This is a genomic window from Yaniella halotolerans DSM 15476 (assembly GCF_000420805.1).
In the GTDB taxonomy this organism is placed as follows: Bacteria; Actinomycetota; Actinomycetes; order Actinomycetales; family Micrococcaceae; genus Yaniella; species Yaniella halotolerans.
In genome coordinates, this window is the sequence record NZ_ATVQ01000001.1 from 438412 (window position 1) to 452045 (window position 13634).

The window sequence follows — 13634 nt, forward strand, 5'->3', positions numbered from 1 at the left end:
TTTTTGTTCGAGGCCTTCCCTCAAGCTTTGAATCATGATTCAATGTGAACGGTATCACAATACAACCGTGAGGGACGCATGAAAATTAACTCCATTTTGAAATCGGGCGCTATTCGACACCCAAACAAGGATGCGCTGGTGACACCACAGCGGACGTGGACATACCGCCAACTCCAGGAGGACGCCGCAAAAACTGCCACCCTGTTCACAGACCGCGGTGCCGGTGAAGGCTCGACGATCGCCGCCATGACCTATAACGAAGCGGAATTTGTCATTACCGCATTCGCCACCTGGATGCTTGGGGCAACATTTGTGCCGGTAAACCATAAATTCGCCACCCCCGAGGCCAAATACATCCTGGAACACTGTGAAGCCACCCTCGGTGTCGTCTCACCCGAACTCTTGGAAACGGCCACCGAGGCGGCACCGGGTATGCAGTGGCTTCAAACCGGCGACGATGACAGTTTCCTGCAGGACATTGCCCACTTAGCACTCCACGAGGAAGAACACGAGAACGATCAGGATGCCGCTCTGATTCTGTACACTTCCGGGACTACCAGCTCACCCAAAGGATGCGTACACACCCACGAGGGCATTTCTCGTCTGATGCCACTGCTAGCACACGCACTCGATTATCACTCCAATACACGAACCCTGGTCGCAATGCCTATCTGGCATTCCGCACCGCTGAATGTCAGCACGATGCCCACCCTGTTCGTCGGCGGCACCGTCATCTTGGAGCGGGAATACCACCCTGTCGAAACAATGCAACGCATCGGCGCCGAGCGGGTGACCAACTTTTTTGGTCCCAGCATCGCATTTCTGGCACCACTGCAAATTGCCAAAAAAATGGGCATCGATTTCAGCGACTACGATTTTTCGAGCATGGAAACGTGGACATTTGGTGGGGCTCCAGTCGACGAAGCCACCACCAAGACGATCATGGACCACTACCAGCCGGGCACGCACCGCCAGCTTTACGGAATGTCTGAACTTGGCCCAGCAGGCTCCGAACTTCGGCCCGAGGATCAGCTCCGCAAGGCTGGCAGCATCGGAAACTACGCGATGGTCGGACTCGAAATGCGGGTGGTCACAGCAGACGGCACCGACGCCGTAGCGGGCGAAACCGGCGAAATCTGGTACAAGTCTGACACCCGCATGAAAGAGTACCTCCATAACCCCGAAGCAACCAGAGATGCGTTCGTTGGACCCTGGTATCGCACCGGAGACATAGCGCGCATGGATGAGGATGGCTACTACTACATCGTGGACCGGATGAAAGACATCATCATCGTCGGTGGCGAGAACGTATTCTCCCTGGAGGTCGAAGAAGCCATCGCCCAGCATCCCCTCGTGACAGATGTAGCCGTGGTGGGACAGCCGGACCCCGACTGGGGTCAACAGGTCACCGCATTTGTCACCACATCAGACGCAGAGCCGCTCGAGACCAATGAACTACAAGAATTCCTGAAGGCACACATCGCGCGCTACAAAATGCCACGAAGGGTGAACACTGTGGACGAGCTACCCCGCAACCCCAGCGGCAAACTCCTCAAACACGTCCTACGAGACAAAGTCGCCAACTAAACCTCCCACATTCACAACCCCTGTCAAGGTTGATTCATTCGACCGTGGCAGGGGCGTCCTCGTTACTTCAAACTCGTACTTGTGGAACCAAGCTTTGTTCTGGCGAGTGCAAAATCCTCGATGATCGTTAGGAAATTGAACAGCCGTTGCTGGGTGAGCCAGGTGACGTTGCGCGATCTTGTAAAACCTAGCTGTAGTCTTCGTCGGTAGTGCTGCAATAGTGATATCGAGGTAATGCCGCGTAATTATCGCATTTTTTGCGCCAGGCGGTTTTCATAATCTGAGGTGAGTGTGATGAGTCAGATTTGGTGGGTTAACCAAAAGGTAAAAATTGATGGTCGAGTAGCAAATGAAGTGGTGTGGTCTCCTACAGGCGAGAAAGAATCTTGGCACTGGGCAACCATGTGGGAAGTAGAGCCCGGGGACATCATTGTGCACTATACAGACCAGCACATCGTGGCTGTTAGCGAAGCCAACAATGGTGCAGTCCCATCCGCGAATCCCTTCGCCGATGAACTCCAAGATGAATGGACTGAAGAGGGTAAGCGCATCGATGTCTCATTGCGATGGCTTGAAGCCCCTATTGCCAAAACAGACATTGCTCTTGATGCGCGAAAAGAAGCCGCGAAGAACAGGGGCCCCTTTCAACGTGATGGCATCCGGGTTAAACAGGGATATTTTTTCCCGGTCTCTCAACTGCTCTGGGATGCCCTGAAGGAAGCCGCAGGTCTTGGAGAGCTTGAAAGCGCCGCGGACGATACGCAGCTTGCACCCGAAATTGACGGTGCCACCGATGTTGAGCGCTTGGCGTTAGTCCGTCGTGAACAGTATCAATTACGGAAATACTTACTCCAACGTGGGGAACTTCGTTGCGGAATCTGCGGACGAGAAATGCCTGCGCGTTATCTTCATGCCGCACATATTAAGACAAGATCAGAGGCCACAGAACGCCAACGCAAAGACATTGAGAACATCGTGATGTGGGCATGCACTTTAGGGTGTGATCAAGCGTTTGAATGTGGAGACATCTCCATCACACCGGACGGCACTATTGCTTTGTCGTCATTGGACCGTATCTTCTTAGAGCAGACCTTTGGTCATCTAGAAGGGCAGATGGCTCCGGCATTCAATGCGGGGAACGCTCACTACTTCGCTGCACGCAGCAACAATTTTTTAATCTGAAAAAACTGGTTCCACACAGAAACTCCTGATGGGATCACCAGCGTGTCACTGGTTACAGAGTGACGTCCAGCAGCTTGACCAAAAATACCCCGGCCTTATCGCCGATGTGCACGAGGCGGACCGTCCAACCATCCTCAACGATCAGCACAGCAAGACGTCGACGCCCTTCAGCAGTCAATGGTACATTAGGGTGGAACATGAAGACCTCCGGTTCGATGAGCGTTGTGGTAAACCCCATCTCTACCGGAGGTCTTCTTCCTACCCCAAGTGTTTACAACCTTCCGAGGAACTACAACTAGCTAGCAACAGAAAAAGCGTGGCTGACCAAACTCATCGACGAGCAATCGGCCAAGTTCGCCAACGACACGCAAGAGCGCCACTGGCTCCTTAGAAAAAACCACCGCCTCAACCATCCATTCCCACTAAAACCTAAGGCCAATGCAGGCACACCCAGCATCCACACACCGGCCGGCAACCCGCTGTTCAATCGAGAGCTCTAGGCTGGTTTTTGGAAAGACGCACTGCTCTCCGGTGGCGCAAAGTCCGCTGCTGATTTCACAGATCTCCCGAAATCGTATACGATCTGTATGAGGAGATTTTGATCACGCATCAACCCCATGGAGGTACGGACTCAATGAACGTCACTGCTTTCGATTTCTCAGCAAAGCACAATCGTCCGGGCAAAATTGTTGCCCTTCACCTGAACTACCCGTCCCGCATCGAACAGCGCGGACGCAATCCAAAATTCCCAGGCTACTTTCTGAAGGCCACTTCTTCGATCGCAGCCACTGGTTCGACCATTGAACGTCCGGCCGGCACCGAGCTGCTCGCTTATGAAGGCGAAATCGCGCTGGTTATCGGTAAAGATGCCCGCCGCGTTTCACCAGAAGACGGCTGGTCCTACGTTTCTGGCATCACCGCAGCAAACGACTGGGGCCTGTACGATCTGCGCCACGCAGACAAGGGTTCCAACGTCAAAAACAAATCCGGTGACAACTACACGCCGCTGGGCCCAGCGGTTATCGACGCCGAAGGCATCGATCCAGCCCAGCTGCGGGTCCGCACCTGGGTTAACGGCAAAGTCACCCAGGATGACACCACCGACGACCTGGTCTTCCCATTTGGCCAGCTCATCGCAGACCTCTCCCAGATGATGACCCTTGAAGCAGGCGACGTCATTTTGACCGGTACTCCTGCAGGCTCCTCGGTTGCTCAGCCGGGCGACGTCGTTGAAGTGGAAGTCGATGCACCAAATGCACAGGGCGCACCATCAACCGGCCGTCTTGTCTCCAATGTTGCCGAAGCCGACTTCTCCCTGGCCGACTACGGTCACGGTCCAAAAGTTGACGACGTCCAGCGCGAAGAAGCCTGGGGCTCGAAAGCAGCAGCAGGTATCGAAGATCCACGTGCCATTCTGACCGATGAACTGCGTGAAAAAATCTCCCAGACCGCCGTTGCCACCATCGTTGCCAACATGCGCAAGCGCGGTATCAACAACTGCACCATCGACGGTCCAACCCCGATGCACCCTGGTCGTCAGATCCTGGGCTTCGCCAAAACCCTGCGCTATGTGCCAAACCGCGAAGACCTGTTCAAAAAACACGGTGGCGGTTTCAACAAGCAGAAACAGGCCATGGATTCGGTCCAGCACGACGATATCGTCGTCATGGAAGCACGCGGCGAAAAGGGCACCGGAACACTCGGTGACGTCTTGGCCATGCGCGCAAAAGTTCGCGGTGCAAACGCGATCATCACCGACGGTGGTGTTCGTGACTCCGCGGCCGTGCAGGATGTAGACATTCCGGTCTACTCCAACGGCAACCACCCTGCAGTTTTGGGTCGTCGTCATGTTCCTTGGGAAATGGACGGCACGATTGCTTGCGGCGGCACCACCGTGCAGCCAGGCGACATCATCATCGGTGATGACGACGGCGTCGTCGTGGTCCCACCGGAGATGCTCGTCGAAATTATCGACGAATCATTCGAACAAGAACAGCAAGACGAGTGGGTCTACGAACAGGTCAAGAACGGTGCTGCCGTTGATGGCCTATTCCCACCAACGGGTGAGTGGAAAGCCAAGTACGAGGCGTACCGCGCGGAGCAAAGCAACTAAATGGAGCCCAATGGTCTCTCCAAAGCCGATCAGGCCCACCAGCATGTGCTGGAGGGCATTACCTCCGGGCACTACCAGCCCGGTGATCGGCTCGTGCTTTCGACAATTGCCAATGAACTTGGCATGTCGGTCGTTCCGGTGCGAGAGGCCATTCGGCGGTTGCAAACCGATGATCTGGTGCAGTTTCAACGCAACGTTGGGGCCACGGTCACCGGTATCGACCCGGTCGAATACCGCTACACCATGGAAACCCTAGCGTTGACCGAAGGCTACTCCACGGCACAGTGTGCACCGCTGGTCACCAATGAGACCCTGGAGAAAGCCCGTGGCATCAACGAGCAGATGAGAGCACTCGTTGCACAGGACTTCGCACCTGAGAAGTTCACTGAACTCAACGAGCAGTTTCATTCGGCACTGTTTGAACACCACCAGAACCCGCACATCCTCGATCTCGTGCACCGCGGCTGGAATCGTTTGGCGGCACTTCGCTCGTCAACCTTTTCCTTTGTGCCTTCACGGGCCATCAGCTCGGTTGCCGAACACGAACAACTGCTGACACTCATCGCCGATGGCGCAGAGTTTTCGGTCATCGAATCGGCTGCTCGAAACCACCGGCTCAATACCCTGAACGCCTATCTGAACCATCATGCGAAATCCACAACCATAGATTTTTAGCAACATTCGAAAGGACGACATGACAAACGGCAAACCCGCAAACATGCCAGATCAAATCCGTCACTACATCAACGGTGAATGGGTCGACTCGATCGACGGCGACACCTTCGACGTACTCAACCCGGTAACCAACGAGGCCTACATCAAGTCCTCATCCGGTAAAGTCGCCGACATCGATGCCGCTGTCAAAGCAGCAAAAGAAGCTTTCGACAACGGCCCATGGCCACACATGCTGCCACGCGAACGCTCCCGCATCCTGCACAACATTGCCGACGTCGTTGAGACTCGTCAGCAGGAACTCGCCGAAATGGAAACCTGGGACTCCGGTCTGCCGATCTCCCAGACCCTGGGCCAGGCTCGTCGCGCCGCAGAGAACTTCCGTTTCTTCGCCGACCTGATCGTTTCCCAGCACGACAACGCCTTCAAGGTGCCAGGTCGTCAGGCAAACTACGTCAACCGCAAGCCAAAGGGCGTTGCCGGTCTGATCACCCCGTGGAACACCCCGTTCATGCTGGAATCCTGGAAACTCGGTCCAGCTCTGGCAACCGGTAACACCGTGGTCTTGAAACCAGCCGAATTCACCCCGCTGTCGGCCTCCCTGTGGCCAGGCATCTTCGAAGAAGCTGGCCTGCCAGTCGGTGTCTTCAACATGGTCAACGGCTACGGCGAAGAAGGCTTCGCTGGTGACTCACTGGTCAAGCACCCAGATGTGCCATTGATCTCGTTTACCGGTGAATCGTCCACCGGTAAGCTCATCTCGGCCAACGCTGCACCATACCTCAAGGGCCTCTCGATGGAACTGGGTGGCAAATCCCCAGCCATCGTCTTTGACGACGCCGACCTCGACGCCGCGATCAACGCAACCGTCTTTGGTGTGTTCTCCCTGAACGGCGAACGTTGCACCGCCGGCTCACGCATCCTGGTCCAGCGCAGCATCTACGACGAATTCGTCGAGCGCTACGCAGCCCAGGCCGCCAACGTCAAAGTCGGTCTGCCAAGCGACCCGAAAACCGAAGTTGGTGCACTGGTTCACCCAGAGCACTTCGACAAGGTTTGGTCCTACGTCCAGATCGGTAAAGAAGAAGCACGCCTGGTCGCCGGTGGTGACCGTCCGGAAGAATTCCCAGAAGGAAACTTCCTGCAGCCAACCGTCTTCGCCGACGTTGCGCCAGATGCACGCATCTTCCAGGAAGAAATCTTCGGGCCGGTTGTTGCGATCACACCGTTCGACACCGACGAGGAAGCCCTCGAACTGGCGAACAACACCCAGTATGGTCTGGCCGCATACGTGTGGACCAATGACCTGAAGCGCTCCCACAACTTCGCGCACAACGTTGACGCCGGTATGGTCTGGCTCAACTCCAACAACGTTCGTGACCTGCGCACCCCATTCGGTGGTGTTAAGGCATCCGGCCTTGGTCAGGAAGGTGGCTACCGCTCGATCGACTTCTACACCGATCAGCAGGCAGTCCACATCAACCTGGGCGAAGTACACAACCCAGTATTCGGTCAACAGTAAAACCTGGTTGGAACCATAACCGAAGGAACATCATGAAGATTGATAAAAACAAACGCACCAAAACCAGTTCGGGCTTCTACGTGTCACAGCACGCGTCAGTAAACTCGGACAACCCTGTCCCAACCCCGAAAGCCGAAGCTCCGGATGTATTGCGGGTAGCGTACATGGAACTGCAGGTCACTGACCTTGCCGCTTCACGCAAATTCTATGTTGACGTCTTGGGACTCCACGTATCCCACGAAGATGACAACGAGATCTACCTTCGCTCCTCGGAAGAATTCATCCACCACAACCTGCTTTTGAAAAAAGGCCCGGTTGCTGCCGTCGGTGCATTCTCCTACCGTGTACGTTCACCAGAAGACGTCGACAAAGCCGAAGCTTTCTACCAAGAGCTGGGCTGCCGCACAGAGCGTCGTAAAGATGGCTTCGTCCGCGGTATCGGCGACTCACTGCGCGTAGAAGATCCACTGGGCTTCCCATACGAGTTCTTCTACGACGTCGACCACATGGAACGCCTCGCATGGCGCTACGATCTGCACGTACCAGGCGCCCTGGTCCGTCTCGATCACTTCAACCAGGTCACCCCAGATGTGCCACGCGCTGCCGCCTACATGCAGGATCTCGGCTTCCGCGTCACCGAAGAAATTGCAGACGGCGAGACCGTTTACGCTGCTTGGATGCGTCGTAAACCAACCGTGCACGACACCGCAATGACCGGTGGCAACGGTCCCCGCATGCACCACGTAGCCTTCGCAACGCACGAGAAGCACAACATCCTAGCGATTTGTGACCGTCTCGGTGCACTGCGCCAGTCGGATGCCATCGAACGCGGCCCAGGTCGCCACGGTGTCTCCAACGCGTTCTACCTCTACCTGCGTGACCCAGACGGTCACCGCGTAGAAATTTACACCCAGGACTACTGGACCGGCGACCCAGACAACCCTGTTGTTTCCTGGGACGTGCACGACAACCAGCGTCGTGACTGGTGGGGCACCCCGGTTGTACCTTCCTGGTACACCGATGCTTCATTGGTTCTGGACCTGGACGGTAACCCACAGGAAGTCGTTGAACGTACGCACGACAGCGAAATGGAAGTTACCATCGGCGCCGATGGTTTCTCCTACACTCGTGCAGACGATGAAGAAGAAATGCCAGACTGGAAGAAGGGCGAGTTCAAACTCGGCAACCAGCTCTAAGGCTGCGACACACTAACGTGTGAGCATACGACGATGCCTGCGAACCTTGTGGTTCGCAGGCATCAGTCGTTTAATTGGGTTCTAGTTGGTGGCGTCTGAACCGACCCGTTGCGGCCGATGGTTTGCTTCCACGTTGGCGCCGCGCATACCGAAGAGCACCGCCGTGGCCAGCAGAATGATGACGCCGACCAGAATATAGATGGCTTGCGGAGTCCAGCCTTGATCTTGTAGCGCGCCGGTTACCGTCGGAGCGATAATGGCGCCGATCCGGCCGATACCAATCGCCCATCCGGCCCCGGTGGAACGTAGGGCAGCCGAATACGACTGCGGCGTCAACACGTAGAGCCCTGCAATACAGCCGTTGATAAATACCCCGACCAGCAGGCCAAGCAGCAACACCAAGACGAGGATCTGGGCGGTAAAGATGAAGATCATCATCAATACCGAGGCAACCACGGTAAACCAGGTCAGGACTGTTCGGGTCGACCAGCGGGCCGTAAAGAGCCCAAAGGAGACCGAACCGATGGCTCCCCCGAGGGTCAGCGCAACGGTGACGAACATTGACAAGGTCTCGCTCAGTCCGGTTGTCGTCATGAGTCGCGGCGTCCACGAGTTCACAAAATAAAAGCCAAACATAATGACGAAGAACGCCGTCCAGATCACGAAGGTCACCCGACGGTTCTCTGGGCTGAACAGATCCATGATGCTGGTTTTCGACTCGGTACTCGTTGGCTGTCCAACGGCGTCCAAGTCGTATTTCTCACGGTATCCCAACCGTTGGACGATCGTGTCGATCCGGCGCTGCGCCCCTGCAGGACGACGCGAATACAGAAATGACGGAGACTCCGGCAACAGCAACACGACAAGTATCAAGACAAGTGCGGTCGCAATGCCTCCGGCGAGGAAGACCGATCGCCAGCCAAACGCGTTGATGAGTCCGACCATCGCGGTACCACCCACAGAGGCGCCAATACCGTAGCCGGCGGCATAGATACCGATGGCCAGACCGCGTCGTTTTCGAGATGCGAATTCAGCGCTGATGACATTTGTCCCAACGAGAATACCACCGATCCCAAGACCGGTGAGGACGCGCCAGATCCCCAACTGGAAAGCTGACGAAGCAGTGGCTGAGAGCAAGAGCCCGGCGATATTCATGACCACGGCGATGATCGTCATCTTGCGGCGACCAATCCGGTCGGCGACCGGCCCTAGAAAAAGCGCCCCGATGGCCATGCCGACCAGGGCTGAACTCATGAGCAGTCCCAGCGCTAGGCCAGATAACTGAAATTCCTCGGTGATTTGGTTCGAGGCAAATGATATGGCCAGGACGTCATAACCATCCAGCGCATTCAATAACGTACAGATCCCAATGATGAGCCACTGGTACCCGGTCATCTTGGTCGAGTCGATTTTTTCCCGAAGGTCCACTACCCGGTTCTCCGTTCCGCTGTATCGCGCATCACAAAAACTACCTATGCTCATAGATAGTACATGTCGCAGAACACTCGATCAATTGCGGCGCATCACAGTGGTTGCGGGCGGTAGACTGCGACTCATACCCCGTATATTGGAGGACTCTTGGCCACGCGCACACCACCACCCGAAGTTTCTGTCGATGAAGTACTGACGGAATTGGCTGAGCTGGAAGATCCCAAAGCCCGTGCCGTCAATGAACGCCACGGCAACGATATCGGCGTGAACCTCTCGAAGCTTCGGGCTATCGCCAAGCGACTCAAAACGCAGCACGACTTTGCCGCAGAACTCTGGGACACCGGCGACACCCAGGCACGGCTTGTTGCGCTATTAATTAGCAGCCCCAAGAAGTACACCGCCGAGCAACTGGACACCATGCTGCGTGAGGCTCGGGTACCAAAAGTCCACGACTGGCTCGTCAGCTACATTCTGAAAAAGAACCCCGAGGCCGAAAACCGACGACTGGCATGGATGGGTGATCCAGACGAGGTTGTCGCAAGCGCCGGCTGGGCACTGACCAGTGCTGCCGTTGCCAAGGATGCTGCGCATCTGCAGTTGGATGAGCTCCTCGATATGATCGAAGGCGAAATGCAGCAGGCCCCTGCTCAACTTCAGTGGGCTATGAATGAGTGTTTAGCCAGCATTGGCATCCACCACCCGGAACATCGCGCTCGAGCACTGGATATTGGTGAACGACTCGAAGTACTCAAGGATTACCCCACTCCCCCAAACTGCACATCACCGTATGCCCCGGCGTGGATCAACGAAATGGTCTCCCGCCAATAATCACCGAAGCTGTCTGGCTGGTTCATATTACGTTTGAAGTCCACTGCAACCCGCACGACCATAGGCTTATACAACTGGCTTGCGAAAACCCTCGCGTTCTGGCAACAACGCATCTATCGTTGGGCCCATGACGCATTCACCACATCCCACAGCTGACGAACTCTTTGATATATCAGATGAGCGTTTGCGTGAACGTGCAAGCCTCAAATGGTCCAACGTCGATGTTGACGTCTTACCCGCCTGGGTTGCCGAGATGGATGTCCACCTCGCCCCGGCCATCATCGACACCTTACAAAGTGCCATCACTCGCCACGATGCCGGCTACCCCGGCTCGGCCGAGGGTGTTACGAAAGCGTTTTCCGATTTCGCGCAGGACCGCTGGGATTGGCAGATAGCACCGAATCAGGTGAGCATCCACGTCGATGCGGCCAGCGCCGCGGCGAAACTAATGCGCCACTACGCAGGAACAGATCGTTCGGTGATGATTATGCCGCCGGTCTATAACCGTTTTTACGATTGGCTCGATGTGGGTGGTGTCCGCCCCGTGGAAGTTCCGTTAACGGACGTTGCCAATGGCGGCTTTTTCGATTTAGACGGCATTGAAGCAGGCCTCAAAGCTGGCACCAAGGTCATCCTGCTGTGCAATCCGCATAACCCGCTGGGTCGAGTCTTTTCCCGCCAGGAACTGGCCGAATTAGCCGACTTGGCTGAACGGTATGACGCCGTCGTCCTTTCCGATGAGATCCATGCACCGCTTGTCTACCAGGGTGTGAACTTCTCACCTTGGCTCACGGTCTCTGAGGCCGCCGCCAAAACCGGTATTGCGATTCACACCGCAACAAAATCCTGGAATTTCGCGGGACTGAAATGCGGAATCGCCGTACGCTACACCACGGGCCCGTGGCCGGATGACTTAGATGCCAAAACCTCGCTAACCGATTCGGGGTTCTGGGGCATTTTGGCCACCGAAGCAGCCTTCAGCCAGTCGCGCGACTGGCTCGACACAGTACGCGAACACTTTGCCGCCCAGACGCAGCGGCTCCCCCAGTTGCTTGCTGATCATCTCCCCGGGGTCAATTTCCATCCTCCCGAAGCAAGTTTCTTGGCTTGGCTGGACTTCCGAGATACCGATCTGCAGGAGGAGCCTTCCGAGTACTTCTTGCGCGAAGCGCGCGTCGCTCTCAATCCAGGCACGCGCTTCGGTGCGGTAGGTGAAGGCTATGCCCGGTTGAATATGGGGACCTCAGCCGAACGGCTTCAACGCATCATCACAGCGATGGGGACCGCCTGGCCACCAACGGCTTAGGCGCGACGTTTCGTCGTAAATGCTGATTTGCCGGTGATGGCACGACCCACAATCAACGCCTGCATCGAGTCAGTTCCTTCATACGTGGAGATGACTTCCATATCGGTCAGGTGACGAGCCACATGGTTTTCCAACAGCAAGCCGTTGCCGCCCATCATGTCACGGGCTTCTCGGCATACTGCTAACGCTTTACGGGACGTGACCATTTTGACCATCGATGCAATCGCTTGGTTATCTTCACCTCGGGTTTGCAGCTCGGCTAAACGCATGCACATCAGTTGCATGGTGGTGACATCTGCCAGCATGGTCGCCAGTTTTTCTTGCACCAGCTGATAGTGGGCAATTGGTGCACCGAACTGTTCGCGACCCAGTGCATAGCGTGAAGCATGTTCGAACGCTGCCATGGCATGGCCGAGTGCTTCCCACGAAGCGCCGCCACGAGTTGCCTGGAGGACCCGGTTGACGTCTTTGAACGACTGCCCGAATTCCAGTTGGTTTGCATCAGGGACCCGCACATTGTCGATTGTGATATCAGCCTGCAGGATTGAGCGTTTGCCGACCTTCCCGTCGATGACGACGGGGTTGTATCCCGCTGGATATTCCCCTTCGAGTTTTTCGACAACGAATGCCTTCACTTCGCCGTCGGCCTCGTCGCGTGCATACACTACCGTCACATCGGCAATGTGCCCGTTGCCAATCCAGCGTTTATGACCGTTTAGAATCCACGAGTCACCGTCGCGGCGGGCGGCGGTCTCCAACGCCACCGAGTCAGATCCATGATTGGGTTCCGTGAGCGCGAACGCACCGAGTTTGTCGAGCTTTGCCATATCTGGCAACCAGCGCTGGCGCTGCTCCTCGTTGCCAAGCAAATAGATGGAGCCCATCGCGAGGTTGGCGTGCACTCCCAAGAACGTGCAAACCGAGCCATCAATTCGTCCAAGCTCCCTCGCCAGCAGACCTGCTTCACGACGTGAAAATCCTGGAGCTCCATATCCCTGGACGAAGCTGCCCACAATGCCAATGTCGTTGAGCGCTGGCAGAATCTCGTAGGGGAACTCTGCGCGTTCCCAGTGTTCGTTGATCACAGGGTGTACATGTTCGATGCCGAACTGACGGATTTTATCGCGCAGTGCAATCTCTTGGACACTGAGCTCATTGTCGAGCATGAAGAAATCCGGGTGATCGATGAGCTCGTTGGTTGCTACCAATGTGTATGTCCTCTCCTAGGCGTGGTCACCGGAGTATGCCGGACCCGCGTGGTCTTCTAGTTCCCGGCGGTACGCAGCATCATGCGGTCTGGGCTTACCAGTGACAGTATCAACAACGACCATGGTCGTCTCTGTGTAGACGCACGGTTGGTCATTTTGGACCAGCAGATGACTCACAACGAACGAGGTGTTGCCGATACGTGAGATCCACACCCAGATCGTCGTCTGGCGCCCGTACTGTACTTCGCGATCGTACGTTGTGGTGAGCGCGCGGACAGCACGTCGATAGCCTGTCCCATCAGGGGTCGCTCCGGTCCATTGCTGCATGGCACGAACCCGGGCCTCTTCAAACAGAGTCATGATCCGCACATTATTGACGTGACCGTTGACATCTTGATCCGACCACCGAATCTGCACCTCAATGTCCGTGGCATACGACGTAATTTCTTGGTAATCAGACATGTGGCGTTGCTCCCTGTTTTCTCTGGCTGTCAGCGCTATTTTCCAGCTATTCTGCCACCCAAAACCACTACGAAAAACTCCCACAGTTTGGGCCTCCCCACAAGGCAACACCTCTGCTAAGGTGGGA

12 protein-coding genes are annotated in these 13634 nt (G+C 56.0%); 8 read left to right on the forward strand and 4 right to left on the reverse strand.

Annotated features, from left to right (window positions below):
* The first annotated feature begins 78 nt into the window (after positions 1-78).
* Together G583_RS0102130 and G583_RS16145 are read left to right on the forward strand one after the other, a co-directional pair.
* Positions 79-1587, forward strand: a complete 1509-nt coding sequence (locus G583_RS0102130; protein WP_022869549.1) for a class I adenylate-forming enzyme family protein — start codon at positions 79-81, stop codon at positions 1585-1587.
* Between the two features lie 294 nt (positions 1588-1881).
* Positions 1882-2769 (forward strand): hypothetical protein, encoded by an 888-nt coding sequence (locus G583_RS16145; RefSeq protein WP_022869550.1) that lies wholly within the window; start codon positions 1882-1884, stop codon positions 2767-2769.
* 52 nt (positions 2770-2821) lie between these two features.
* Here G583_RS16145 and G583_RS0102140 read toward each other — a convergent pair whose 3' ends face one another.
* Positions 2822-3007, reverse strand: coding sequence for a hypothetical protein (locus tag G583_RS0102140; RefSeq protein WP_022869551.1), 186 nt, complete (start codon positions 3005-3007; stop codon positions 2822-2824).
* Positions 3008-3403: 396 nt separating this feature from the next.
* Here G583_RS0102140 and G583_RS0102145 point away from each other — a divergent pair, with 396 nt between their 5' ends.
* The 4 genes from G583_RS0102145 to hpaD are packed head-to-tail and all read left to right on the forward strand — an operon-like array spanning position 3404 to position 8272.
* Positions 3404-4882 (forward strand): fumarylacetoacetate hydrolase family protein, encoded by a 1479-nt coding sequence (locus G583_RS0102145; protein WP_022869552.1) that lies wholly within the window; start codon positions 3404-3406, stop codon positions 4880-4882.
* Positions 4883-5557 carry a GntR family transcriptional regulator gene (locus tag G583_RS0102150; protein ID WP_022869553.1) on the forward strand — a complete coding sequence of 225 codons (675 nt, stop codon included), beginning with the start codon at positions 4883-4885 and terminating at the stop codon, positions 5555-5557.
* A gap of 19 nt (positions 5558-5576) precedes the next feature.
* Complete coding sequence (gene hpaE, locus G583_RS0102155; RefSeq protein WP_022869554.1) at positions 5577-7076, forward strand: 5-carboxymethyl-2-hydroxymuconate semialdehyde dehydrogenase; 1500 nt, start codon at positions 5577-5579, stop codon at positions 7074-7076.
* Between the two features lie 32 nt (positions 7077-7108).
* Positions 7109-8272 carry a 3,4-dihydroxyphenylacetate 2,3-dioxygenase gene (gene hpaD, locus G583_RS0102160; protein WP_022869555.1) on the forward strand — a complete coding sequence of 388 codons (1164 nt, stop codon included), beginning with the start codon at positions 7109-7111 and terminating at the stop codon, positions 8270-8272.
* Positions 8273-8353: 81 nt separating this feature from the next.
* On the opposite strand, the gene G583_RS0102165 is transcribed toward hpaD, so the two are convergent.
* Entirely contained in the window at positions 8354-9700 is a 1347-nt protein-coding gene (locus G583_RS0102165; protein ID WP_022869556.1) for an MFS transporter, read from the reverse strand.
* Positions 9701-9850: 150 nt separating this feature from the next.
* Between G583_RS0102165 and G583_RS0102170 the strand changes: the two genes are divergently transcribed.
* Complete coding sequence (locus G583_RS0102170; RefSeq protein ID WP_022869557.1) at positions 9851-10531, forward strand: DNA alkylation repair protein; 681 nt, start codon at positions 9851-9853, stop codon at positions 10529-10531.
* Between the two features lie 127 nt (positions 10532-10658).
* Complete coding sequence (locus G583_RS13725) at positions 10659-11837, forward strand: MalY/PatB family protein (RefSeq protein ID WP_022869558.1); 1179 nt, start codon at positions 10659-10661, stop codon at positions 11835-11837.
* On the opposite strand, the gene G583_RS0102180 is transcribed toward G583_RS13725, so the two are convergent.
* Positions 11834-13045 (reverse strand): acyl-CoA dehydrogenase family protein, encoded by a 1212-nt coding sequence (locus G583_RS0102180; RefSeq protein ID WP_022869559.1) that lies wholly within the window; start codon positions 13043-13045, stop codon positions 11834-11836. The genes G583_RS13725 and G583_RS0102180 overlap by 4 nt on opposite strands.
* 15 nt (positions 13046-13060) lie before the next feature.
* Complete coding sequence (locus tag G583_RS0102185) at positions 13061-13507, reverse strand: acyl-CoA thioesterase (RefSeq protein WP_022869560.1); 447 nt, start codon at positions 13505-13507, stop codon at positions 13061-13063.
* Between the last annotated feature and the right edge of the window lie 127 nt (positions 13508-13634).